20 protein-coding genes are annotated in these 23832 nt (G+C 68.8%); 9 read left to right on the top strand and 11 right to left on the bottom strand.

The window, feature by feature from the left end; all coding sequences use genetic code 11:
* Positions 1 to 2: 2 nt before the first annotated feature.
* From QOL88_RS38605 to QOL88_RS14675, 8 genes are all read right to left on the bottom strand, one after another.
* The gene (locus tag QOL88_RS38605; protein WP_306456176.1) at positions 3 to 1847 is read right to left on the bottom strand and encodes a DNA cytosine methyltransferase; all 1845 of its coding nucleotides are present in this window, start codon (positions 1845 to 1847) and stop codon (positions 3 to 5) included.
* Positions 1847 to 2470 carry a hypothetical protein gene (locus QOL88_RS14705; protein WP_218892916.1) on the bottom strand — a complete coding sequence of 208 codons (624 nt, stop codon included), beginning with the start codon at positions 2468 to 2470 and terminating at the stop codon, positions 1847 to 1849. The genes QOL88_RS38605 and QOL88_RS14705 overlap by 1 nt, the downstream gene beginning before the upstream one ends.
* Before the next feature lie 269 nt (positions 2471 to 2739).
* Positions 2740 to 4713 carry a hypothetical protein gene (locus QOL88_RS14700; RefSeq protein ID WP_143668862.1) on the bottom strand — a complete coding sequence of 658 codons (1974 nt, stop codon included), beginning with the start codon at positions 4711 to 4713 and terminating at the stop codon, positions 2740 to 2742.
* Complete coding sequence (locus tag QOL88_RS14695) at positions 4710 to 5735, bottom strand: PD-(D/E)XK motif protein (protein ID WP_257027774.1); 1026 nt, start codon at positions 5733 to 5735, stop codon at positions 4710 to 4712. Before QOL88_RS14695 ends, QOL88_RS14700 begins: the two co-directional genes overlap by 4 nt.
* Positions 5732 to 8284 (bottom strand): Z1 domain-containing protein, encoded by a 2553-nt coding sequence (locus QOL88_RS14690; RefSeq protein ID WP_097222995.1) that lies wholly within the window; start codon positions 8282 to 8284, stop codon positions 5732 to 5734. The genes QOL88_RS14695 and QOL88_RS14690 overlap by 4 nt, the downstream gene beginning before the upstream one ends.
* A gap of 272 nt (positions 8285 to 8556) precedes the next feature.
* Positions 8557 to 8961, bottom strand: coding sequence for a very short patch repair endonuclease (locus QOL88_RS14685; protein ID WP_097216870.1), 405 nt, complete (start codon positions 8959 to 8961; stop codon positions 8557 to 8559).
* 593 nt (positions 8962 to 9554) lie between these two features.
* Positions 9555 to 10571 carry an SEC-C domain-containing protein gene (locus QOL88_RS14680; RefSeq protein WP_097216869.1) on the bottom strand — a complete coding sequence of 339 codons (1017 nt, stop codon included), beginning with the start codon at positions 10569 to 10571 and terminating at the stop codon, positions 9555 to 9557.
* Between the two features lie 108 nt (positions 10572 to 10679).
* Positions 10680 to 12155: a glycoside hydrolase gene (locus tag QOL88_RS14675; protein ID WP_097216868.1), complete on the bottom strand. Its 1476-nt coding sequence runs from the start codon at positions 12153 to 12155 to the stop codon at positions 10680 to 10682.
* 222 nt (positions 12156 to 12377) lie between these two features.
* Between QOL88_RS14675 and QOL88_RS14670 the strand changes: the two genes are divergently transcribed.
* The 3 genes from QOL88_RS14670 (at position 12378) to QOL88_RS14660 (ending at position 14513) form a co-directional block, all read left to right on the top strand.
* A complete protein-coding gene (locus QOL88_RS14670) occupies positions 12378 to 12689 on the top strand; it encodes a DUF6412 domain-containing protein (RefSeq protein ID WP_097216867.1) in 312 nt (103 codons plus the stop codon).
* A gap of 112 nt (positions 12690 to 12801) precedes the next feature.
* A complete protein-coding gene (locus QOL88_RS14665) occupies positions 12802 to 13512 on the top strand; it encodes a YidC/Oxa1 family membrane protein insertase (RefSeq protein WP_097216866.1) in 711 nt (236 codons plus the stop codon).
* Between the two features lie 143 nt (positions 13513 to 13655).
* The gene (locus tag QOL88_RS14660; protein WP_097216865.1) at positions 13656 to 14513 is read left to right on the top strand and encodes a fumarylacetoacetate hydrolase family protein; all 858 of its coding nucleotides are present in this window, start codon (positions 13656 to 13658) and stop codon (positions 14511 to 14513) included.
* A 98-nt stretch (positions 14514 to 14611) separates the two neighbouring features.
* Here QOL88_RS14660 and QOL88_RS14655 read toward each other — a convergent pair whose 3' ends face one another.
* The 3 genes from QOL88_RS14655 to QOL88_RS14645 all read right to left on the bottom strand — a co-directional run bounded on the left by QOL88_RS14655 (position 14612) and on the right by QOL88_RS14645 (position 17180).
* On the bottom strand, positions 14612 to 15478 hold the full coding sequence (locus tag QOL88_RS14655; RefSeq protein ID WP_097216864.1) for an LLM class F420-dependent oxidoreductase: 867 nt from the start codon (positions 15476 to 15478) through the stop codon (positions 14612 to 14614).
* A 74-nt stretch (positions 15479 to 15552) separates the two neighbouring features.
* Complete coding sequence (locus QOL88_RS14650) at positions 15553 to 16092, bottom strand: heme-degrading domain-containing protein (RefSeq protein WP_097216863.1); 540 nt, start codon at positions 16090 to 16092, stop codon at positions 15553 to 15555.
* Positions 16089 to 17180: a Gfo/Idh/MocA family oxidoreductase gene (locus QOL88_RS14645; protein ID WP_097216862.1), complete on the bottom strand. Its 1092-nt coding sequence runs from the start codon at positions 17178 to 17180 to the stop codon at positions 16089 to 16091. Before QOL88_RS14645 ends, QOL88_RS14650 begins: the two co-directional genes overlap by 4 nt.
* Positions 17181 to 17237: 57 nt before the next feature.
* Between QOL88_RS14645 and QOL88_RS14640 the strand changes: the two genes are divergently transcribed.
* From QOL88_RS14640 to QOL88_RS14615, 6 genes are all read left to right on the top strand, one after another.
* Entirely contained in the window at positions 17238 to 18698 is a 1461-nt protein-coding gene (locus tag QOL88_RS14640; RefSeq protein WP_257027773.1) for an ROK family transcriptional regulator, read from the top strand.
* 328 nt (positions 18699 to 19026) lie between these two features.
* The gene (locus QOL88_RS14635) at positions 19027 to 19890 is read left to right on the top strand and encodes an LPXTG cell wall anchor domain-containing protein (protein WP_097216861.1); all 864 of its coding nucleotides are present in this window, start codon (positions 19027 to 19029) and stop codon (positions 19888 to 19890) included.
* A gap of 108 nt (positions 19891 to 19998) precedes the next feature.
* Entirely contained in the window at positions 19999 to 20778 is a 780-nt protein-coding gene (locus QOL88_RS14630) for an HAD-IIA family hydrolase (protein WP_097216860.1), read from the top strand.
* 202 nt (positions 20779 to 20980) lie between these two features.
* Positions 20981 to 21844: a hypothetical protein gene (locus tag QOL88_RS14625; RefSeq protein WP_097216859.1), complete on the top strand. Its 864-nt coding sequence runs from the start codon at positions 20981 to 20983 to the stop codon at positions 21842 to 21844.
* 2 nt (positions 21845 to 21846) lie between these two features.
* Entirely contained in the window at positions 21847 to 22524 is a 678-nt protein-coding gene (locus QOL88_RS14620; RefSeq protein WP_097216858.1) for a class F sortase, read from the top strand.
* A 252-nt stretch (positions 22525 to 22776) separates the two neighbouring features.
* Positions 22777 to 23814, top strand: a complete 1038-nt coding sequence (locus tag QOL88_RS14615; RefSeq protein ID WP_097216857.1) for a glycoside hydrolase family 6 protein — start codon at positions 22777 to 22779, stop codon at positions 23812 to 23814.
* Positions 23815 to 23832 lie beyond the last annotated feature (18 nt).

Here is a 23832-nt window from a genome sequence, read left to right as displayed (position 1 = left end):
TCCTATCCGCGTAGCGCGGATGCGATCGACTGACCGACCGCAGTAGCGAGCGGCGGTGGCATCGCGTGGCCCACCTGACGGTACCTGGATGTCTTGCCGCCGGCGAACACCCAGTCGTGGGGAAAGGCCTGGATCATGGCGGCTTGCTCAACGGTGAGCTTGGGGTGATCACCGACCCCGAAGTCGGTGCCCGGCGGCTCGTCCCCCAGACTGTTGCCGTTCACGCCGAGCGCGGCCCAGGCCCTTTTGCTGCCGGTCGGGCCCAGATCGGCGCCCCCGCGACGGTCCGAACCTCCAACAAGTGCCGGTGCGATGCGGTCGGCGTTCCTGATCCACCGTTCTGCCCCGGGCCAGCCGCCGGATGCCATGGAAGGCCCGAGGACCTGGCCCACGGTGGGTGGTGGCAACTCGCTCGGCCGGGGCCATGCGAAGGCCGGGAAGTATGGAGCCTGCAGAGCGACCAGAAAGCCGCTGTTCCGATTCTGCGGCACGCCGAAGTCCGCGGCGTTCAGAACCCTCCAGCTGGTGCGGTAGCCGGCTTCGCGCAACTCTTCGTCGATCCAAGCGCGATCGGCCTCGAACTGAAGGCTCTCGACGAGATCGGGAACGTTCTCGAAGAAGACAGACCTGGGTTTGATCTTGCATACCAAGTTGATAGCTGTCCGTAGTACCCGGAGCTCATCTGCATCCTCCGTTCCGCCGACTGTTGCTGAGGACTTCACGCGAGGCAACCCGCCACTGAGTAGATCAACTCCCAGGGCGTCGGGGCGCATGCTCGGGTCGAAGTGCCCGAGGTCCATACAGATGACGTCCCATTCAGGCCTGTTGCGATCGATAGTGAAGCAGGCGTCCGCTTTGCTGTCGATCAAGAAGACTGGATCGAATCCGGCAGTCTCCAAGCCGAGGGCCTGGCCCCCCGCGCCCGCACACACTTCGATGAACGTGAGTCGGTGCGGCGTAGTGGCGTCCGGCGGAACGACGCCAGTTGCCACCTCGGTGACAACATGCGGGCGAGGGTGAAGGTCGGCTTTACGCTCGTCCGTTCTCGCTGTTGCGGCCGCAGCCTCCTGTGGAGGGCGGGCCGCTGAGGAGGACTCGCCACGCTGCGCATCGACCGCCTCTGTGGCGACCGCGCGCAGCTCGTCGTCCAGAGCATGTTCCTCAATCCCGTCGAAGAGCACGAAGGGAGCGAGTCGCAGCAGCCGCTTGAGGAAATCGCGAAGAGTGTCGCGCTCGTTGATTCCCGTCAGATCAAGGTCGTTCCATACGCGCAGGATGGCGCGTACCAGATGCGGGCTGCCACCGAGCGCGGCGCGTCGAGCGTAGATCTGGTCGAAGGCAGCCTCTCCGAGAATTCGCAGTGCATGGTAAGGATCCGGAGTATCAGGGGACCGAACCAGTTGCGCACGCCACCACAGGCGCCCGAAGACGTGGCGTGTGAGGTCTGTGCCGAGGATGCGATCCTTGGGTGGCTGGGGGTAGCGCCAGAAGGCGACATCCGGAAGCAGAACCAGAGCAAGAAACGCCCACGCGTCTCGAGAGGCTGCCTCAGCGGGCACCATGCCCATCTCGGTGTGCAGTAGGGCTGCCAAGCGCAGATCGAATTCGGCGTTACGCGCCCGGTCCGATTCCTCGGGGAAGCCGCTCTGCTTAGCTAGATCGAGTACGCCCTCTCGCAGCTCCTGGAGACGAGAGGGCGAAACTCGATCTCCACCTGTGGCGACGTAAACCGCAGATTCGTGCGTGAGGTTCACGTGTCGGGTCAGCTCGCCCACCGTCAGGTGCTGATACTCGTCGTAGAGCGGCTTGGCCTGCTCGGAGAGCAAGCGAGGGTAGAGGAAGCTCATCACGACACCTCGAAGATCTTGACTGCCGCTTGAAGGTCTGACGCGAAGAGGGCAGGTGACTTCCTCTGCCGCAGCCGGATATCAGTGATGGACTGTCCGGGGAAGAGCTGGTCGAACAAGCTCTGCAGGGTGGCGCCAAGTGATCCCTCTGGAAAGTCGGACTCCTCGGTGAAGTCATCATGTCCCAGGGCGTGTTCGACCATGACGCGGGCTGAGTCCGCATAGACAGCGGAGAGGACAACCCGATCCACCGGGCGCGGTCGTGACGCGTTCTGAAAGGCAGTCGCGGTGACCACGTTCTGTTCGTTGACGAGAAGCAACAGGGAGCCCATGGTTGCGCTTTCGAGGCTTCCGCTGATCTGCAGGTGCCAAGCTGCGCTGTCGGGAAACGACGTACGGGCGAAGTCGATCACAGCCATGGGGAACTGTGGAGCGTCACCCTGCAGACGTACGGCTGTCCGATCGCTCCACAGCACAGAGCCCGCGCGCCGGGGCGAGGAGGGGCGAGAGCGGTCCCTTTGATCGGCGAGCAGCAGAGCCGTGTCCAGGAGGAGCAGCCCCCCGAGGTCCGCGCCGCGCAGAGTGAAATCCAACTGAACCGTGATGGTTCCTGCTTCGGTCATCCTGACATGCTGAGCGGGACCACTCAGATTGGATCCCGTCGCTGTCCAGACCGCAGACAACATGAGCGCCGTGTCGGCCGGCAGCCCCGATTCCCGACGTGTCCGATCGAGATCGACATGCACGGCCCTGCGTATACGCAAATCCATTTGATAGTCCCAGTCCGGCAGGGCTACGGGCAGAGCAACCTCGCCGTCCTCGACGATCAGCTGCCAAGGCCCGGCCGAGACGACATCGTCCGCCGGAGCGCGGTATGGGAGAACGCGCCTATTCACGTAGGTCTCACCGCCTCGACCCTGATGCCGATCTCGGTCATGGTGTCGGGGGCAGGTCGGACCAGGGCTCGCCAGATCGAGTCACCGCCCTCGATGACACAGGGGTCATCGCTGTGAAGCCGGCCCGTCTGGTCCTCCCAACCGACCAGTACCGGCATGCTGGCCCCGATCGGAGGGTCAGTCTCGCGCCCTCCAGTGCCAGGGAGCGTGACGGCAAGATCGATGCGTACTTGCTGCGGGCCTGGGACTGGCAAGCGGAACTCTTGGACCAACAGTGAGTCGTTGCCGCGGTCGTCGTAGTACGGGTCGCCGACGTACTGCACCCGCGGTCGCCGGCGGGAGGTGACATTGCTGTCCTCGCTCGTTGTGCCGTTGGGCAGACGTCCGTCACCGCTGGCGCCTCCTGCAGCCGGCACATCAACGGAGGGCCGCGCTGAAGCACGACCGCCCTGTGCCGTTCGTTGAACGGGTGCTTCCGCATCCTCGACCTGTGATCGGCGCGTGGCTGTGCTGCCGGGCTTCGAGTAGTCGGTTGCTCCGCCGATCCCCCATGTTCCTCCGACCAGTCCCGAGAACAGCGAGCTGGCCGCACCGAGGGCGACGTTGCTGGTTCCGGGTCGCACACCTCCATTGAGGGACAGAAGTCCGTTGAGGGCTTCGTCTATACGGCGAAACGTTGTGTGGATGTAGGTGCTCTCCGGCCGGTCGAGCGAGTGAGGGTTCCAAGCATCGTGTGTGGGCGGTTCCGCCTTGGCGTAGACGTCATCCATGGCCTCGGCGGCTCGAAAGACCCCTGCGTAGCCCTGATTCGCACTCGGCGGCTTGGGCCCCGGGCGGTAGGTGACGACGAGTTCGGCTGGGCGCATCAAGCACACGTGATGGATCAAGTCCTCAATGTTCAGCATGCGCTGCGCGCGGGTCGGTTCCAGCGGCGGCATGATGCGCTTCACCAGGCCGAATCGACCGAGATGCTTCTTGGGCTTCAGGCACTCCAAGTCTCGGCCATCCTGGCTCACCATTGTCTCGTAAGCCGCAACAAACATGTTCAGGGGACGGGTAACGCGAGGGTTCGGCACGGGGTGTTGAACGCCATCACAGGTGACCGAAAAGCGCATCGCGGGAGGCCGGCCGTCGGTTGAAATCGCCTTGGGCCAGAGATGCCAGGCGATTGTGTCGGCCAAGTAGTCTGCCGCACCCGCAGGCTCCATCTCGTCGAGATGTGGATCAACGACGACTACGGTCGTCCCTGTCTCCTCGGGGGCGAATGACCGCAGCCCCAATCGCTGGGCCACCACCTCGGCCTCTTGATCCAGCAATGGTTCCACGACGTCACCGGATGGGTCGCCCCACCAGTGCCTTCCCGTGTAGCGACGTTTCCCTTCGGCCTCGGTTGTCACGTAGCTCTTCCACAGTGTGCAACCGATGAGGCGGGTCTCGTACCTGCCCTGAGGCGTGCGGCAGCGAGAATGCACGAGCACTGTCCCGGACTTCGACAACAAGTAGAAAATGCCCTTGCCGAAACCGTAGGTTCCACCACCGAGAGCGGTATCCCGGGGTTCGCCGATGTTGCGGATGAACGAAACGAAGTCCCGATCCGGGCCGACGGCGTCGTTGGCCCGAGTCGGCCCGCCGAGCCCACGGGTTCCGCGGTCGGAAACGGCCAGAAGACGAATGGAGCCTTGCCTGAGGGAGTTGTGGAGCGGGAAGTGCTGGGCGTTGGAGGGCGCCCCAGCTTGGAGGAGCGTGCGCCATGGGCCGGTGTGTGCCGGCCCGACTGTCCACATGTCTATGCGGAAGTCGACGGGCTCTGAGGAACCCAGGATTCGGGCATCCCAACTGTTTTGGGCTGATTCTCGAACCAGAATGGTGAGGAGGTCGAGTTCAGGGCGCCCCAGTTGGTTACGAATGCCCTCGGCGGCGCTGGCCCCCTCCGGGGGGTAGGGCTGGGAGTACCAGCGAGGTTCCCTCACGCTGACTCCCGAATGATGCGATCAAGCACGTTAGGTACATCGTCCTGTTCAAGGGCGAAGGGTGAGTCACCCGAGAGGTCCACGGTGTATTCGACATCCTCAACCGAGACGGGCAAACCGGCTGCGGCCAGTGCGCTGCTGGTAAGCCCGGGGAAACCAGGACCGACCTGGTACCACTTCTCTTCTGTGACTGCAAAGCGAACGTCGCGGTAGCGGTCGTCTTCGAGCGGGCTGTAGCCGGCCTCGCCGAGCAGCCCGATTACTGCACCTTCGTCGTCGCACAAGTGAAGTACCTGTTCGACCAGATCGACGAAACCTGTGCCCGCATCTGGTGTCGTGAGGCGGTTCAGGCTGAACCATGCAAGATCGAGGCGTCCACCCGCGGGAACCTCAAGCTGAGTCAGTCCGTGTATCCGAGGCTTTCGTGTCTTGCCGTCGGCGCCTGCCTTCACTTCAATGGCGACGGCACCGGTCGAGAAGTCGTGACGATGGCCACTCGGTCCGAGCCAAAGCCGATGAGCGCTGGGATCCCGACGGAGGAGTTCACTGAGAACCAACAGTTCGGCGAAGAGTCCGAGCAACTGCTCGGGGCCCAATGTCGGTGCTTGCGTTTGAAACAGCGACTTCCAACGATCGAGGACACGGTAGAGGGCCTTTACCGGGTTATCGGGAAGTGTCTCGACCGTACTCAGGACGTCCACGCAGAGCCTGGTAAACAAGTCGTTGAGGTCTTTGCGTAGGCAGGCCAGGTCGGCGAATGTCTGATATGTGTCTTCGTCCTCCAACGGCCGCTTCCGCAGTTGCAGTACCGGCCCTGTGAGTTCGGAGCGGATCTTTCTGTGGCTGTCTATGGGTACCAACAGGTGCCTGTGACCCTCGTGGTCCACTGCCGCGGCGACCGGGCCTTGGTCCGTCATGATCGGAAGTTGAGAAACGCGCAGACGGCGTTCGCCGGTGGTCGGCTGTGACATGAGTGCAGTCCAGTGCTCTTCGGCGAGTCTCCGAAGATCCTCCTTGTTCACGCGTCTTCACCTTCGAGCAGGCTGAAGTCCTCGTCCTCAATGCGTACACCGGACAGATCGGCAGAGATGTACTTCTCCACGGTGCTGTCACCGTGGCGAGGATCGGGAAAGACGAGTCCGACGCCGATCACGTGTTCCTCGGCGTGCAAGGGAGCACGGAGCGTTTTCCCGGGTTCGGGCTCCGATGTCTTGTCGATCGGGTACAGCAGCAGAAGACCGGTGTTCGGCAGTTGAGTACTGCGTGCGTCCTTGAGAGCCTGCTCGGTCAACTTCGTCTTGACGCCGACGAGGTCCACGGCTGCGTCCCGCGGACCCAGCAGCGACTTGATGTCGGCGTAATCAGGATCGGGATTGGGAAGTGCGAGACGAGTACGCGTAACGCGTCCCACAGTCACGTTGGGTGCGAAAGTGAAGGGCTCTCCTTGAGGAGTGCCCATGACGGCGACGTTCCAGCGACGCAGTGAGCCGGCGGATGACACGCGCTTCCGGATGTAGGCGCTAATGAGATCGGGATCGTTCTCCGTCGACTTCTCGTGGAACTTGTACGAACCCAGGAACTCGGTGATGACGTCGTACGGCACGTCACGGAATATGAAGCGGCCCTCAGCGGATCGGTCCTCCACACGGACGGCGTGCGTGACCGCGTCGCTGACGAGATCTCGGGCCGCTGCGATGTTCCCGCGAAGCCAATCGGCGTTCGTGTGGAAGTAGTGCGTCTGTACCCCCCTGCCACCGTACGAGGAGGCAGCTGTGACGGCTGAGCGCATCTTGGCGGCAGCCGTGACACGCAAGGCTGGATGAGTGCGCAGTCGAACGGCGAACGTGAGAGGCGTCTCGTCCTCGGTCATGTAGATGTCGATGTCGCGACGCATCTCAGTCTCGACCGTTGCCAGATGCCGGAACCACTCCGCCAACTCGTCCGTCATCCATATCCTGGGCAGATCCGCATAACCATTCCGGAATCCGAACCAGCGCCCCATCTGAAGCAGTGTGTCGTACGCCGACACAGCGCGGACGAAGTAGCTGACCGACAAGCCCTCGAGTGTCAGACCTCGTGAAAGGGTGTTGCCGCCCACAGCAATGGCGACCACTGGGCCGTTTTCATAGTCGAGGCGGTCCTCGCTGCTCGAGTTGTCCATGATGATGCGACAGTTACCCAGCACTCCGGGTAGTTCAGCCAGCAACGAGTCGAACGGCACCTTCGTCTCACCGAAATCCTCTGCGGCAACACGAGCCGTTTCCTTGTCCCAGAGGGTACGCAAGCGGTCGATGACGGGTTCGTCGGTGAGAGTCTTGGCCGTCCTCTCCCGCAGATGCTCCAGCGGCCGCTTAAAGCTGTTGTGAACGGAGGTGTTAACGCTGGTGTGAATCAGCATCGTGCTGTGAGGGTTGCCTGTCCCACGAACGCGTCGCGCGGCCGTGGCCAACCAGAAGTACTCAATCGCACTGCGCAAGGTGTCCGTGACGACCGGCTCGAATCCCTCGACGTCCGCCTTGGACTCGGGACGAACACAAGGTATGTCATCGATGGGAACCGAGCGGATCATGTCGTGGCCGTCATCGACATCGTCTTCGTCCTCGCCGTCCAGCGCGTACCGCCCGAAGAGGACTTCGGTGCCAAAGTGACCTTTGGGCTTGGGCAGGTTGACGATGAAGTCGCTCGGGTACAGGTCCTCGGCGCTCGGATCGATCAGCAGATTGGCGAACGGCGATGCCGTGTACCCGACGTACGCGGACCGCGGCAGGCTCTTCATGATGCTGAGGATCAGCGGGTTGATGGACTTCGTGGCCACGGTGGCTTGGTCGGCCTCATCGTCGATGATCAGTGCGGGGCAGTCCTTGAGGTAGTCCGAAGCCTTGTCCAACCAGCGAGCAAGCTTTCGGAGGACGGTTGCGTTCTTCTTCACGACGCACAAGACATGTGTCTTGTTGCTCTTGCCGAAGTAACCGGCCGGGTTCTCTTGCGGGGTGAAGTCCTTGTCCAGACCGGTGAGTTGTGACCACATCGAAGGGTTCGGCTCAACGAGTTGTTGTACCAGACGGGCCTGGGTCTGGCGTCGGAGCCCGTTGTGGATGCCGGCAAGCACGATGAACAGCTTGTAGCCGCGATCCGCGGCTTTCGCCATCACTGATGTGAAGTTGGTGGTCTTGCCGGACTGTACGTACCCCACCACAAGACCTCGCGTGGAGAACGACTTCTCCTTCGGGTGGTTCAGGAGTGAGACGACGCGGGTGGAGGAGTCGTCGAGATCTCGAATCGCAGGCTCCTCCGGCCAACCGTCCTTGCGCAGCAGCTTCACGATCGCGGGCCAGCACTTGTCCTTTGCCTGCGGGCCCGTGTACCACGTGTCCCGGTTACCCAGGACCACCGCGTGAGGTTCTTCGAGTTCCTTGATGCGGATCGTCTGCTGCTCGTGCCGGTCACGGATTCGTTCGACCACATCTGGTTCGACACCCAATAGTTCCAGCCGCTTGACCGCTTCCGAGGGGGGAAACGTCTCCAGGAGCGCCTGGAAGGTCTCGTACATGGCATCGAAATCGTCGGTCATGAGTTGACCGCCCCCGCTCTCATCGATCAGCTGACTGCCCCTCAGCATCCCCTCACGGTCGCATGGTGAACCGACCTGCCAATGGGGACTCTGAGACGCCAATCAGCGCCCCGCCTTCACAACCCCTACACACTATTGGTTGAAGGTCTCATCACTCAGTGAATCAACGCCAAGGTTCGCCGGGATAGGCGGATTTTTGCCATGATCGCATCGATGATTCTGGTGTGATCTGTGGCAAAATTGGGCATACCGTCTTCGTGTTGAGCTTCCCGTCACAGGGCCGTGGAGGGGCGGTTGGGCCCCTGGCGTTTTGACTCCACCGTCATAGCGATGCGTTGGGCGACGCCACTCACTGGCTCGTGTTCCCAGAAGCGCAGGACCGTCCAGCCCTGAGCGGCGAGATGCTCCGTCGTTTCGACGTCGCGACTCATGTTCTTCTCGAGCTTCGCGCGCCACCACTCCGCGTTCGCCTTCGGATGCGTTGCGTGCTGAGGGCATCCATGCCAGAAGCAACCGTCGAGGAACACTGCGATCTTTGTCTTGGGAAAGACGATGTCGATCGTGCGACGAGGCAGCCCCGGCACGGGCACGTTCACGCGGTAGCGAAAGCCGGAGGCGTGCAGCAGCCGTCGAACCGCCACCTCAGGAGCCGTGTCACGAGAGCTTTGGCGGCTCATTCGGGCGGAGACACCGGGGGAGGATGGGACAGCACCGGTCACAAAAGCATTCTGCCAGTGCTCCGGACGCGGTGAGAGGAGTGGGTGGAGGCTCCGGGTGAACAAGAGCGCGCGAGGTGGCCGGAGGGGCCGATGGGCCGGGCGTTGTGATGCTGCCTCGCAGTCAGCTGGTGGCCACCCGCTTCCTTGTCAGTGTCGTGCCTCCGCGCCCCGCATCAAGGGCGCTCCCACTCCGCTGCGCTGCGTTCCGCGTCGGCTGGCGCCGATGGCCCTCCGCGCCCCGCATCAAGGGCGCTCCCACTCCGCTGCGCTGCGTTCCGCGTCGGCTGGCGCCGATGGCCCTGCGGGCCACCCTTGACCCGGGCCGCTCCAGCACGGGAGAGAAGCGAGCGGGCGGCCCGGGGAAGCGGGAGCCAGGGTGGGGAGCGCCGCCGTGCGCTGCGCTGTGCCCGGCGTGCCGGGCGCGTCAGCGGTTCCGCGCACGCCGGATGGGCTCAGCGGCGATCCGCCGGTGTTCTTGGTGTCCCTTGTCAGCTGCGTTGCGGCACGCGGCGCGGGCCTGAGACCGGATCGGCATCGCGCCCGTGCCGGTCTCAGACACTGCTGCCGTGGCACTGGCCGTAAGGCCGGCCCGACCCACACCAACAAGCCGCCCCCTGCTGCGGCGGCCACGCCACCGCCCGTCCCCGCGCCGCCAGTGTCGTCGCGTACTGGGGGAGGAGGGTCGGGTCGGTCGGGGGCGAGAGTTCCGAGGCCGCGAAGGCCTCGTAGGACGGGACCGTGCCGGTGACGATGCCCAGGTTCGGGGTGCCGGAGGCGGAGAGTTCGCGGAGGGCCGTCTCTATGGTCGCGAGGTGTTCCTCGTGGGTCGGGTACTCCGATGCGAGGGCCGGGTACGCCTCCAGGAGTTCCGTGAGCTCGTCCGCCGGCCAGTGCAGGATCGCCACCGGGAAGGGGCGGGAGAGGGCCTCCCGGTATGCGCCCAGTTCCGCTCGGAGGCGGAGGATCTCCGCCTCCAGTTCCGCGGGGTTCTCCGAGCCCAGGGACCAGACGCGCTTGGGGTCGTGGAGTTCGTCCAGGGTGATCGGGAGGGAGTGGACCGAGTCCGCCAAGGCGTCCCACTCGTCGTGGGACTTGCCCAGCATGCGCCGTACGCGGTGGCGGCCGAAGAGGAGGGGGTGGGTGGCGTAGGGGGGCTCCGGGACGTCCGTCAGGAGGTGGCGTACGGCCTCGGTGAAGGTGTCGTGGGCCGCTTCCAGTTCGTCGTGGGATTCCAGGGACTCCGCGACGATCACCCAGGGGGCCGGGTCCTTCGGGGACGCCACCCGGACGCCCTCGATGATCGCGCGGGCCTCGGCCTCGTGGCCGTACTCCCAGAGGTTCGAGGCCTTGAGCGCCCGTACCAGGTGGGGGTTCTCCAGGCCGTCCGGGGAGGACAGCAGGCGGTCGTAGAGCGTGGTCGCGGTGGGGCGGTCGCCGGAGAGTTCCAGGTGGGCCGCTGCCCGCAGCAGCAGGGCCTCGGCGTCCTCGGGATACAGGCCGGCGGTCCGCTCCAGGCGTGCCGCCTCGGCGGTGTGGTCGACGTTTTCGGCAGGCGTGTCGGGGCGCATGGGGGACACCGTACTGCCGGGAGGTGACGAGCGTGAGAGATGTGCAGGCCAGACCCGATATCGAGGGCGCCCAGGGGCTCGCGGGTTTCTCTCACGCTCCGCGCACATCTAAAGCGTCACGCCGTCTATCTGGAGGGTTTGGACTGATTTTGCCGCGAATGGGACGGCTACCGACTTGCCGGACAGGCGGATGTCCGAGCGGGCCGTGTAGAGGTCGCCGCCGCCCGTCGTCACCGTGTTCCAGCGGGGGACCAGGCCGCCCGAGCCGCCCGTCACCGTCGAGAAGCGGGAGAGGTCGAAGGTGAGGGTCTGGGCGGACGTGGACGTGTTGACCGCGACGATCACCAGGCGACGGGCCGTGGCGTCGTAGGCCGCCACCGCGTAACCGACGCCTGTGTCCAGGATCGTCATGCCGGGGCGGATGTGGCGGCTGAACTGGGCCATCACGTAGTGCTTGGTCTGGACGGTGGTGGGCTGGAGGGTGTTGGCGTCGTAGGCGATCATCGCCCAGCCGCTCGACGGGTCCATGACCTGCCAGTAGCACCAGGCCGTCGGGTGCAGCCAGCGGAAGTCGAGGCAGAGGTTCGAGGCCATCGTCAGGCCCGTGCCGTCGCTGTCGCCCGTCTCGGAATTCCACAGCTTCTTGCGGGAGGTGGTGACCACGTCCGTGTAGAGGAGGTCGCGGCGGCCGCCCGAGCCCTGGTAGCCGTGCACGTTGACCTGGGAGACCAGGCCCTTGGCGGTGGAGTTGAAGGACGACCAGGTGGAGCGGGCCGTGTCGTAGTTCGTCTCGTCCGAGGCCGCGATGCGCAGGCCCGTGAGGCCGCGCTTGTCCAACTCGCTGCGCATGTAGGGGAGTACGGCCGCCTGGACCGCCGGGTCCATGTGGCAGCCCTCCTGGGTGCCGGTCGCCGTCCACCAGGTGGAGGCCGGCTCGTTGAAGGGGTCGACCGTCGCGAAGTTCACGCCCCAGTTGTTCTTGGCGTACAGGGCCGTCGCCGCCAAGTGGCTCGCGTGCTGGCGGTAGTTCCAGGTCTGGAGGTTGTTGCCGCCGCCCGACGCGCCCGAGGGGTTGTGGTTGGAGCACATCCACCACATCGGGGAGTTGGCGAACAGTTCGGTGATCGCGCCGCGCTGCGTGGCCTTCACCAGCATCGCGCGCTGGTTGGCGTCCGCCGTCCACTTCCACGCCGAGGACGTGGGGTCCTCGTTGTTCCAGTCCTGCCAGAAGCCCTCGATCTGCTTGAAGGCGGGGATGTTGGGCGACTTCACCATCGTCGCGCCGCCGACGCTGTTGGAACTGCACGCGCCGAGGTTGTAGCGGGCGATGTTGAGGCCCAGGCCGGGCAGGGAGCGGCCGTTGTACGTGACGGACTTGGTGGTGAAGAACAGGTCGGCGAAGTCGTCCCGGGCGCCGAAGACGTTGGCCCACCAGGCAAGGGAGGTGCCCCAGCCCTCCCAGGTGCCGTACGTCGTCGACGGGTTGACGGCGATCGTGGCGTCCGCGTGCGCGGTGCCCGTCGCAAGGGCGCTGCCGAGGAACGTTCCGCCTGCTGCGGCCAGCAGACTTCTGCGTCGGATCACGGCTCCTCCGTAAGGGAGATGGGGGCGGGCGCCCGGTCCCTGGCCCGGCGCACAGGGGTGCCCCCGTGATTGGTGACGAGAAGCATCGGGTGTGACGGGTGGGTTGTCGAGAGTTGTGACGAACCTTTCTCAAACCCGTGTACGAAGTCGCGGGCCCGGGTGGAAGGGCGGTCCTGTATAACGGACGACAGGGCATACGCGCGTACGAGGGGAGGGGCAGCCGTGCACCGGAGCTGGGCCACTCTGCGTCCCGCCCTCGCGCTGCTCTTCCTGCTCGTCGAGGTGGCGCTGCTCGACACCGGCAGCCTCACCGCCACCGTCGCGCTCGCCGCGACCGCCGCCGCCTCGTCCGCCCTCGCGCTCTGCGCCGTCATCGCCTCCCGCTGCGCGCCCACCGTGCCGCGCACCCGCGTGCGTACGGCCATCCGCGACCGGGACCGACGTACGGCCTTCCTGCCGCAGCGCGATCCCGACGCCCGGGGGCGCACCCGGCCCCGGGCACCCGGTCACGCCCTCCGGGCGACCGTCGCGTAGGGGCGTAACCACACCCAGGGTGCGGGCGTAACCACACCTGAAGTGACCCCGCGCGGGTCGTCATGCCGCCATGACCTGTTCCGGCACGACGAGACCCCCGGAGGGCTCACTCATGTCCGTCTTCGCCACGCTGGTCGAGCACCTTGCCGGCCTGCTCCAGCCGCTGTTCGGCGCCTCGGCCGCCGCCGCGGCGATCGTCCTGTTCACCGCGCTCGTACGACTCCTCGTCCACCCCCTGTCCCGGGCCGCCGCGCGCGGCCAGAAGGCCCGCACCGCGCTCCAGCCGAAGATCGCCGAGCTGCGCGAGAAGCACGGCAAGAACCCCGAGAAACTCCAGAAGGCCGTGCTGGAGCTGCACGCCGAGGAGAAGGTGTCGCCGCTGGCCGGCTGCCTGCCCGGGATGCTCCAGATTCCCGCGTTCTTCCTGCTCTACCACCTGTTCTCCAGCGACACGATCGGCGGCGAGGCCAACGGGCTGCTCGGCCATCAGCTGTTGGCGGCGCCGCTCGGGGAGCGGTGGACGGACGCGCTCCAGGGCGGTGTCCTCGGTGGTGCGGGACTCGTCTACGCCGGGCTGTTCGTGGTCGTCGGATGCGTCGCCGCGTTCAGCTACCGGCTCAGCAAGCGCATGGCGGCCGCGAACCCGGCCGCCCAGGCCGGCGGCGGGGAGCAGCTGCCAGGGCTGGGGACGGTGACGAAGATGATGCCGTTCATGTCGTTCTTCACGCTCGTCACCGTGGCCGTCGTGCCGCTGGCCGCCGCGCTGTACGTCGTGACCAGCACGACGTGGAGTGTCGTCGAGCGGGCCGTGCTGTACAGGTGACCGGGCGGCCGGGGTCCAGTACGTGAACGGGGTATTGCGGAGTGCACTCCGAGCTTGGAGGATCGACCAGTCCTCCGATGGCTGCCCCGCCGCATCCGGGTCGCGCGCATCGGCCGGGCGCCCGCGATCGAGGGAGACTGATCATGAAGCTGCTGCGAGTCGGTACGGCGGGGGCGGAGCGGCCCGCGCTGCTCGACGCCGAAGGGACCCTGCGGGACCTGTCGGGTGTCGTCGCGGACATCGACGGCGCGCTGCTCGCCGACGAGGAGGCGCTGGGCCGGGTCCGGGCCGCCGCCGACGCCGGTGACCTGCCCGTCCTGGACGCCACCGGGCTGCGGGTCGGGCCGCCGCTGGCGCGGATCGGCAAGATCGTCTGCATCGGGCTGAACTACCACGACCACGCGCGCGAGACCGGCGCCGAGCCGCCGGCCGAGCCGGTCGTCTTCATGAAGGCCCCGGACACCGTGGTCGGGCCCAACGACACGGTCCTCGTCCCGCGGCGGGCCCTCAAGACCGACTGGGAGGTCGAGCTGGCCGTCGTCATCGGGCGTACGGCCCGGTACCTCGGGTCCGTGGAGGAGGGGCTCGCGCATGTCGCCGGGTACGCGGTGGCGCACGACGTGTCCGAGCGGGAGTTCCAGATCGAGCGGGGCGGGACCTGGGACAAGGGCAAGAACTGCGAGACGTTCAACCCGCTGGGCCCGTGGCTCGTGACGGCGGACGAGATACCCGACCCGCAGGACCTGTCCCTGAAGCTCTGGGTCAACGGGGAGCTGAAACAGGACGGGACGACGGCCGAGCAGATCTTCTCGGTGGGTGAGGTCGTGCGGTACCTCAGCCAGTTCATGACGCTGTACCCGGGCGATGTGATCAACACCGGTACGCCGGCGGGCGTGGCACTGGGAGCGCCCGAGCCGAAGCCGTTCCTGCGGAGCGGGGATGTCGTGGAGCTGGAGATCGAGGGGCTCGGGCGGCAGCGGCAGGAGTTCAAGGACGCGTAGGCGCTCCGCTGGGAGGGCCGGGGAACTGCGGTCAGTTTCCGGCTGCGGGCAGTCCGTGGCCGGTCGCGCAGTTCCCCGCGCCCCTTAAGGCGCTCACCTCACGCCAGTGCGGAAGCCAGGTCGCGCCACGCCTTCCTCGGGAGGGCGTCGCGGGGCTCGCCGGTCAGGACCTGGAGGGCCACGTGGTCCGCGCCCGCCTCGAAGAACGCGTCGATCTTCGTGCGGATCGCCGCGTCGTCGCCCCAGGCGAACAGGGCGTCGACCAGGCGGTCGCTGCCGCCGTCCGACAGGTCGTCCTCGGTGAAGCCGTGCCGGAGGAAATTGTTGGTGTAGTTCGGCAAGGGGAGGTAGATCCCCAGGAACTCGCGGGCGAGGGCGCGGGCGCGGCCGGGGTCCGTCTCCGGGACGACGCCCAGCTCCGGGGCGAGCAGCGGGGCCTCGCCCAGGATCTCGCGGGCGTGCGCCGTGTGCTCCGGGGTGACCAGGTAGGGGATCGAGCCCGCCGCCCGGTCGCTGGCCAGCCGGAGCGACTTCGGGCCCAGGGCGGCCAGGAGGCGCCGGTCGGCCGGCACTCCGGCGGCGTCCAGTCCGTCGAGGTGCTCGACCAGGGCCGAGTAGGGGCGGGCGTACTGCTCCACCCGCTTGGCGTGGCTCACCCCGAGGCCCAGCAGGAACCGGCCGGGGTGGGCCGACTCCAGCTCCGCGAAGGCCGTGGCGGCGGCGTCCGGTTCGTGCTGCCAGATGCTCTGGATGCTGGTGCCGACCGTGAGCTTCGAGGTCGCCTCGATCAGCGGGGCGGCGTTGGCGGCGGAGCTGTTGCCGCCCAGCCAGACGGCGCCGTAGCCGAGTTCCTCCAGTTCGGCGGCGGCCTCGGTGAGTTCGCCGCGCCGGTCCGGGTCCTCCGAGCGCAGGCCTACGCTCCAGATGCCGTACCGGCCGACGGTCTCCTTCAGGGGGGTGGTCATCGGTGGGGATCCCTCCGGTTGGGGCGCCGTGCTTGATCACGCGTACGCAGGTGCCAACCGGAGGGAGCCTCCGGTCATTCCGGGTGCGGGACCTGGAGGTCCTGGAAGCGCTCCAGCGCCTCGACCACGAGCCGGTGGTCCTGGAGCTGCGGCAGCCCCGACACCGTCACCGCGCCGATCACGCCCACGCCCTCGACGGTGATCGGGAAGGAGCCGCCGTGGGCCGCGTAGGTGTCGGGGTCGAGGCGCGAGGACTCCTCGAAGGTGCTGCCCTTGGCGCGGAAACGGGCGCCGACCAGGTAGGAGGCGGAGCCGTAGCGCTCGACCACCCGGCGCTTGCGGGCGATCCAGGCGTCGTTGTCCGGGGTGGAGCCGGGCAGCGCCGCGTGGAAGAGCTGCTGGCCGGTGCGGTGGATGTCGATGGCGACCGGGGCCTGCCGCTCCCGGGCCAGCTCGACCAGGAGCGAGCCGAGGGCCCAGGCGTCGTCGTACGTGAACTGCCGGAACACCAGCAGGCGTTCCTGCTTCTCCAGCTCCTCCAGGCTCGGGGTGAGCTCCGGGTGGAACTTCGGGGTGAGCCCCTGGCTGTGCGAGGGGTTGCTCTTGTGGGTCACAGGGTCACCGTCACCTTCTCGCGGGCCGAACGACGGGCGGCCTCCAGTACGTCCAGGGCGGCGGCCGCCTCCCGTGCGGTCACCGGGTTCGGGGCGCCCTCCAGCAGGGCCTTCGCCACGGCCGCATAGTAAGCGGGGTAGTCGCCGGGGAGGGTGGGTTCGGCTCGTCCGCCGCCGGTCACCGGGGACTCGCCGGAGCCCACGCGGCCCCACAGCGACTCGGGCTCCGCACCCCAGTCGGGGCCGGGGCGCAGGCCGTCCCGGAGCGCCGCCTCCTGCGGGTCGAGGCCGTACTTGACGTAACCGGCGGTCGAGCCCAGGACCCGGAAGCGGGGGCCGAGCTGGGCGGTCGTCGCGGAGACGTAGAGGTGGGAGCGGACGCCGCCGGTGTGCGTGATCGCGATGAACGTGTCGTCGTCCGTCTCGGCGCCCGGGCGGCGGATGTCCGTCTCCGCGTACACGGAGGCCGCCGGGCCGAACAGGACCAGGGCCTGGTCGACGACATGGCTGCCGAGGTCGTAGAGCAGACCTCCGATCTCTGCGGGGTCGCCGGACTCCCGCCAGCCGCCCTTCGGCTTCGGACGCCACCGCTCGAAGCGGGACTCGAACCGCCACACGTCGCCCAACTCGCCCTCGTTCAGCAGCTTGCGCAGGGTGAGGAAGTCGTTGTCCCAGCGGCGGTTCTGGAAGACGGAGAGGAGCAGTTCGCGCTCCTCGGCGAGGGCGGCGAGCTCGCGGGCCTCGGCCGCCGTGCCCGCGACGGGCTTGTCGACGACGACCGGCAGGCCGGCCTCCAGCGCGGTCCTCGCGAGCGGCACGTGCGTCTTGTTCGGGGACGCCACGACGATCAGGTCCAGCTCGGCGGCCCGCTCGAACAGCTCGTCCGGTGTGGCGGCGAGTCGGACGTCCGGGAACTCGGCACGGGCCTGCTGCTGCCGTTCCGGGTTCGAGGTGACCACCGTGTCGAGGGCGAGGCCCTCCGTGGCGGCGATCAGCGGGGCGTGGAAGACGGAGCCGGCGAGGCCGTAGCCGACGAGGCCGACGCGGAGGGGCGAGCCGGAGGCTGTGCCGAGGGGTGTGCCAGTCATGCCACCCACTTTCGCAACGCTGTTGCCAAAGTGCAAGCGCCGGGGACAATGGGGGGTGTGAAGAGGGCGGACGACCGTACGGGCGGAGTGGGCGACATGCGCGGGACGGGGAGCGCGGGGGCGACCGGGACGGCCGGGACGACTGGGACCACAGGGACAGCCGGGACGGCCGGGACTGCCGGGGCGGCCGGGGCAGGGCTCGGGGTCGGGGGCGGCGGGGTCAATCTGCTCGCCCTGCGCAGCCACAACGCCGCGCTGGTGCTCGACCTGCTGCGGACGGCCGGGGACGAGGGCATCAGCCGCCTCGAACTCGCCGAGCGGACCGGGCTCACGCCGCAGGCCGTCAGCAAGATCACGGCCCGTTTGCGGGAGGACGGGCTCGTGGCGGAGGCCGGGCGCAGGGCGTCCACCGGGGGCAAGCCGCGCACGGTGCTGCGGCTGGTGCCGGAGGCCGGGCACGCGGTCGGGGTCCATCTGGACCGGGACGAGGTACGGGTCGTGCTCGTCGATCTGCGGGGGACCCTGGTGGGGGAGCGCCGGGCCGCGCTGGATCTGGGGGCGGGGGCGGAGGCCGTGCTGGGAGCGGTGGGGGAGACGGTGGCGGGGGTGTTGCCGGGTGGGCTTGGTGAGGGCTTGCGGTCGGGGTCGGCCGGACTCGATGGGGGCGGGCGGCCGGGGTCCGCTGGGCTTGAGGGGGGCTTGCGGCCTGGGCAGGCCGAGCTCGATGGGAGTGCGCGGTCGGGGTCGGCCGGGCTCGACAGGGACTCACGGCTGGGATCGGCCGGGTGTGACGGGGGCTCCCGGGTGGGAGTTGCCGGACTTGCCGAGGGCTCGCGACCGGGACTGGCCGGGCTCGATCCATCCCTGCTCGGGGTCGGCGTCGCGCTGCCCGGACCGCTCGACCACGCCCGGGGCGTGCTGCACCGGGTGACCGGGTTCCCCGAGTGGGACGGCTTCCCGCTGCGCAAGGCACTGGCGGAGCGGCTCGGCGTGCCGGTCGTCGTCGACAAGGACACCAACGCGGCGGCCCTGGGACTCGCCGCCGGGGGCGAGAGCGGCTCCTTCGCGTATCTGCACCTCGGTACGGGACTGGGGGCCGGGCTGGTCATCGGCGGCAGCGTGCACCGCGGGGCCAGGAACGGGGCCGGGGAGTTCGGCCACCAGGTCATCCAGCTCGACGGCCCGCCCTGCACCTGCGGGAACCGGGGCTGCGTCGAGGCCCTGTGTCTCGCCGCGGTGGCACGCGGCGACCTGGCCGAAGCGGCCCGGGTGCTGGGAGCCGGGGCGGCGAACCTCGTGGACCTGCTCGACATCGACGTCGTCCTGCTCGGCGGCCGCACGGTGGCCGCGGCACCGGAGGCCTTCACGGCCGGGGTCGGCGCGGTACTGGAGGCCCGGTCCCGGCGAACGGGCCAGGACGCGGTGCCGGTGCGCGTAGCGCCCGGCGGGGACGGGGCCGTGGCGGTGGGTGCGGCGCAGCTGGTGCTCGGGCCGGTGTTCGGGCGTGGGGGTGGGTGAGGTGCGGGGCGGTGGGGCGGATCGGGTGGTGTGTGGGGGGTGATGGCCGCATCGGGGCGGGGCGGGGCGGTAGAAGCCGCTCTGCTCGTGCTCGGGCGGCGGGCTGCCCGGTGGTCTCGTTCCGCTGCCGGTGTCCCACGCGTCCTCACCGTGGCCGGTCTCGTCCTCGCGGGCTGGGCCCATACACGCGCGAAGGCCCTGGGGTGCCGCTGACGGCTGGGCCGCTGCCGGGCCCCGTCCGCCGACCGGGCGGATCCCCGCCGCCGTTCGGGGCCCGTTCGCGTCGGAAGCGTCTCGCGACGCCTGCCACCCGGAATGTCACATCATCATGCGACTCTGTACGCCCGCTCATCTCTGCCTGGCGGCGGCAGCGGCGGCCGCCGCCCTGCTCCCCGGTGCTGTCCCGGCGCACGCGGACGCTCCCGCGCCCTCCTGTGCCGCGCCCGACGACCACACCTTCCCGCTCACCACCCGCATCCACGGCGGGCCGGACACCTACACGGCCGGGGGCGGGTTCGGGACCTGGTACGTCGACCTGACCAACACCACCGACCGGACCTGCACCGAGATCCACCCCGTCGTCGTGCTCATCGACGACAAGCGGGCCCTGGAACCCTCCCAGCCGCGCCTCGAGTTCTTCGAGGGCGAGCGGGCCCACCCCGTGCGGTTCGAGAAGACCGGCGAGGACGAACTCGTCGGGGCGTTCGCCGACGAGGAGGACCGGTTCGCCGGGTTCACCGTCGAGCCGGGCAAGACCGTCACCGTGAAGGTGCGGCTCGCGCTCACCTCGGACGCCGTGCCCAACGACGTCACGGCCAACGCCGCGGTGGTGCAGCGGCACGACGACGACGGCGACTGGGTCGGGCAGTCGAACGACTACCGGTTCGGGATCCACGCCGGTGAGGCGGACACCGACACCGGCACGGACCCTGACACCGGTACGGACACCGACACGGACCCTGACACCGGTACGGACACCGACACCGACACCGATACCGGCACGGACACCGGCACCGACACGGGGACGGAACCCCGCCCCGACTCCAGCGCCTCCGTCCCGCCCCGCGAGGACCGGTTCCCCTTCGCGGAGGAACTGGCCCGCACCGGCACCGGCACCCAGGTCGCCGTGGCGGCCGCGGCCCTGCTGCTCACCGGCGGTGGGGTGCTGCTCGTCGCGCGCCGCCGCCGCTGAGCAGGACGTCCCGCCAGTCGGGACGCCGCACACGGGCCATTCCGCAAGATCCCGCCACTGTCTAGGCTGGGTCGCACGCAGGACCGCGTACGGCAGGAGATCCCGCACATGGCAGACCGCAAGCCCATCGAGTCGTGGCTCACCGACATGGACGGTGTGCTCATCCACGAGGGCGTGCCGATCCCCGGCGCCGACGCCTTCCTGAAGAAGCTGCGCGAGTCCGGGAAGCCCTTCCTGGTCCTCACCAACAACTCGATGTACACCCCGCGCGACCTGCACGCCCGGCTGCGCCGCATGGGCCTGGAGGTGCCGATCGAGTCCATCTGGACCTCGGCCCTGGCCACCGCCCAGTTCCTGGACGACCAGCGGCCGGGCGGCTCGGCGTACGTCATCGGCGAGGCCGGGCTGACCACCGCGCTGCACGACATCGGCTACATCCTGACCGACCACGAGCCGGACTACGTCGTCCTCGGCGAGACCCGCACGTACTCCTTCGAGGCCATGACGAAGGCGGTGCGGCTCATCCTCGGCGGCGCCCGGTTCATCTGCACCAACCCCGACGAGACGGGCCCCTCCACCGAGGGCCCGCTGCCCGCGACCGGCGCGGTGGCCGCGCTGATCACCCAGGCGACCGGCAAGAAGCCGTACTTCGCGGGCAAGCCGAACCCGCTGATGATGCGGACCGGGCTGAACGCCATCGGGGCGCACTCCGAGACCAGCGCGATGATCGGCGACCGCATGGACACCGACGTGCTGGCCGGCATGGAGGCCGGGATGCAGACGTTCCTGGTGCTCACCGGCCTGACCCGGCCCGAACAGGTCGAGGACTTCCCGTACCGGCCGTCACAGATCGTGGACTCGATCGCGGACCTCGTCGACCGGGTCTGAACCCCGGGCGGGCGGCAGGCGAGGGCCAGGGCCCGCCGTCGCCCCCCGCCGCCGACGCCCCGCCGAACCCGTCGTCCCTCGCCGCCGCCCCCCGCCGAACCGCCCGCCAAACCCGTCGTCACCCGTCCGGAGCAGCCGCCGTTTCCCTGAGGATGCGGCGGCCCACCGCGCGGGAGAGGCTCCAGGTATCTGGAGGTTCACGATGGGTTCCCTGAGAGTCACTGTCTGTACCGGCGTCCTGGCTGCCGTCGCCCTCGCCCCGGCGGCGTACGCGGCGGACGCGGCGGACGCGGGGAGCGTCTCGGCGACCCCGGCGGCCCCCGCCCCCGGCAGTGACATCACACTCCGCGTCACCGGCTGCGCGCAGCGGACGGCCGTCGCCGCCTCGACGGCGTTCGTCGCGGACGCCCGGCTCACCGTCACCGGCGCAGGCGAACTCACCGGCGAGAGCCGCGTCCGCTCCACGGCCGAGGCGGGTTCGTACGCCGTGCGGGTCACCTGCGGTGCCACGCGACAGACCGGCACGCTCACCGTCCGGGACGGCACGGCGCGAGGGCCCGAGTCCGGGCAGCCGTCCGCGCATGAGGCCGTACCGCTTCCCGTGCACGAGGCCGCACCGCTGCCGGTTCCCGGGGCCGGTGGTCAGCCACCCGCCCAGGGGACGGACGGCCACCTGCCCGCACCCGGTGCGGCCCCACAGCCGCAGTCCGGGCGACTGCCAGCACCCGGCGCCGCCGGCGAAAGCGGCCGACTGCCCGCACCCGACGGCGGCGGTCAGCTGTCCGCACCCGACGGCGGCGGTCAGCCGTCCGCGCCCGGGGTCGACGGGGAACCGTCCGCTCCCGGCGCCGACGACGACGCCTCCCTCTCGCACCGGCCCGGCGCCCCGGCCTCACCCGTCGCCCCCGTCCAGGCGGGCGGTGGCGGTGCCGCCGAGCTCGTCGCCGCCGAGGAGCGTGGCGCCGGTCCCGGTACGGCGCAGGGGGTGACGGGGCTGCTGCTCGCCGGCGTGGCCGCGGTGGTCGTCGCGTCGCGCGGTCTGCGCCGGGGCCGTGGAACGGACTGACCATGCACGATCACGATCACGTACAGAGACGCTTCTCGGGCACCGGCCGGCTGCTGACCGGCATGGCCTGGGTCGTGCTGCTGCTCGGACTGTGGCTGTGGGGCCGCGAGGTCACCGAGATGCGGCACGGCATCGCGGCCCCCGCCACGGGCGACATGGCGGCGGCCGGACGGCCCCCGGACATCAAGCTGCCGCCCGAGCACCGACCGCTGGGCGACGCGCTGCCGCAGCGCGTCGACATCCCCGGGCTCGGCGTCCAGGCCCCGGTGGTGGCACGCGGGCTCGACGCACGCGGGGCGCCCGACCCGCCGCCGTACGACCAGCCGGACGTGGTCGGCTGGTACTCCGGCGGGGTCGCGCCCGGCGCGCCCGGGACCGCGCTGATGGTCGGTCATGTCGACACCGACACCCGGCCCGCCGTGTTCTACAAGGTCAGCGCCATGCGGCCGGGCCAGACGATCCGGGTGATCCGGAACGACGCCAAGGTCGCCGAGTTCACCGTCGAGTCCGTGCAGGTCCTCACCCGCGACCGCTTCGACGCCCAGCAGGCGTACGGGCCCCGCGAGTCGGGGCGGGCCGAACTGCGGCTGGTCACCTGCGGCGGCAGCTTCGACCGCACGACCCGCAGCTACACGGCGAACGTGGTCGTCTCGGCGTACCTGACGGGAACCGGCCTCTGAGACCCGAGGGTGGTGCGGCCCGGCGCCGCCGCCCAACCCCCCACGAAAGTCACGGTGGGTGATTCTCCGGCCGAAGGCCGGGCAGGTGCTGAGAAGACCTAGAACCAAAGGCCACCCCCGCCCAGAGGTTGGATGACGCCAAGTCCCGGTACGGTGGCGCTGCGTCATCCGCGCAGGTGGGATTCGCCGTATGGCGTCGCGGGACGTATGTCAGGATTGAGACTTGGAACGCTGCACCCAAGGGGGAGTTGGATGTACGGCAGCAGGGGGGCGGGGGTGTTCGCCGGGAGGCGGATGTCCGCAGTGGTGCTGGGGGCGGCACTGCTGGTGACGGGGTGTTCCTCCTCCGACGGAGGAGACGGATCGGACAAGGGCGCCGACGCGGGCGCCGGGATCACCCAACAGCCCAAGGAAAAGGCCCCGTTCTGGGTCAATCCGGACGGGACCGCGGCGCGACAGGTCGCAGCCCTGGAGAAGTCCGGCAAGAAGCGGGACGCCGAGCAGATCCGCAAGATCGCCGAGCAGCCGGTCGCCGAATGGGTCGGCCCGGACAATCCGCAGGAGCAGACACAGGGCTTCACCGAGGCCGCCGACAAGGCCGGCCGTACGGCCCTGTTCGTCCTCTACAACATCCCGCACCGCGACTGCGGCCAGTACTCGCAGGGCGGAGCCGCCGACGGCAACGCCTACCGCGAGTGGCTCGACGGCGTCGCCGCGGGCATCGGTGACCGGGCCGCCACGGTCGTCCTGGAGCCGGACGCCCTGCTGCACCTGGTCGACGGCTGCACCCCGGAGCAGTTCCACGAGGAGCGCTACGACCTCCTCAAGGGCGCCGTCGCCAAGCTGACGTCCCTGAAGAACACGAAGGTCTACCTGGACGCGGGCAACGCCGGCTGGCAGCACCCCGACCAGATCTTCGAGTCCCTGAACCGCGCGGGCATCGCACAGGCCGACGGCTTCTCGGTGAACGTCTCCAACTTCTACTCCACCAAGGACTCCATCGCCTACGGCAAGCAGCTCTCCGCCAAGGTCGGCGGCAAGCACTTCGTCATCGACACCAGCCGCAACGGCAAGGGCCCCTACGGCGCCGGTGACCCCGACGAGCGCTGGTGCAACCCGCCCGGCCGCTCCCTGGGCGAGACCCCGACGACGAAGACGGCGGACCCGCTGGTCGACGCCTATCTGTGGGTGAAGCGCCCGGGCGAGTCGGACGGCGAGTGCAAGGGCGGACCGAAGGCGGGCCAGTGGTGGGGGGACTACGCCCTGAAGCTGGCGAAGGCCACCGGCTGACGGACCGGCGGCACATAC

Origin of the sequence: Streptomyces sp. Ag82_O1-12, assembly GCF_900182715.1 — a bacterium.
Taxonomy (GTDB): Bacteria; Actinomycetota; Actinomycetes; order Streptomycetales; family Streptomycetaceae; genus Streptomyces; species Streptomyces massasporeus.
Note: the sequence above shows the minus strand (reverse complement) of the source record. Positions and strands in the feature narration are given on the sequence as shown.

Excerpts from the sequence above, each read along its gene's own strand:
- QOL88_RS38605 (WP_306456176.1), bottom strand. The coding sequence starts at position 1,847 with ATGAGCTTCCTCTACCCTCGCTTGCTCTCCGAGCAGGCCAAGCCGCTC.
- QOL88_RS14705 (WP_218892916.1), bottom strand. The coding sequence starts at position 2,470 with ATGACCGAAGCAGGAACCATCACGGTTCAGTTGGATTTCACTCTGCGC.
- QOL88_RS14690 (WP_097222995.1), bottom strand. The coding sequence starts at position 8,284 with ATGACCGACGATTTCGATGCCATGTACGAGACCTTCCAGGCGCTCCTG.
- QOL88_RS14685 (WP_097216870.1), bottom strand. The coding sequence starts at position 8,961 with ATGAGCCGCCAAAGCTCTCGTGACACGGCTCCTGAGGTGGCGGTTCGA.
- QOL88_RS14680 (WP_097216869.1), bottom strand. The coding sequence starts at position 10,571 with ATGCGCCCCGACACGCCTGCCGAAAACGTCGACCACACCGCCGAGGCG.
- QOL88_RS14665 (WP_097216866.1), top strand. The coding sequence starts at position 12,802 with ATGTCCGTCTTCGCCACGCTGGTCGAGCACCTTGCCGGCCTGCTCCAG.
- QOL88_RS14660 (WP_097216865.1), top strand. The coding sequence starts at position 13,656 with ATGAAGCTGCTGCGAGTCGGTACGGCGGGGGCGGAGCGGCCCGCGCTG.
- QOL88_RS14655 (WP_097216864.1), bottom strand. The coding sequence starts at position 15,478 with ATGACCACCCCCCTGAAGGAGACCGTCGGCCGGTACGGCATCTGGAGC.
- QOL88_RS14645 (WP_097216862.1), bottom strand. The coding sequence starts at position 17,180 with ATGACTGGCACACCCCTCGGCACAGCCTCCGGCTCGCCCCTCCGCGTC.
- QOL88_RS14635 (WP_097216861.1), top strand. The coding sequence starts at position 19,027 with ATGCGACTCTGTACGCCCGCTCATCTCTGCCTGGCGGCGGCAGCGGCG.
- QOL88_RS14630 (WP_097216860.1), top strand. The coding sequence starts at position 19,999 with ATGGCAGACCGCAAGCCCATCGAGTCGTGGCTCACCGACATGGACGGT.
- QOL88_RS14625 (WP_097216859.1), top strand. The coding sequence starts at position 20,981 with ATGGGTTCCCTGAGAGTCACTGTCTGTACCGGCGTCCTGGCTGCCGTC.
- QOL88_RS14620 (WP_097216858.1), top strand. The coding sequence starts at position 21,847 with ATGCACGATCACGATCACGTACAGAGACGCTTCTCGGGCACCGGCCGG.
- QOL88_RS14615 (WP_097216857.1), top strand. The coding sequence starts at position 22,777 with ATGTACGGCAGCAGGGGGGCGGGGGTGTTCGCCGGGAGGCGGATGTCC.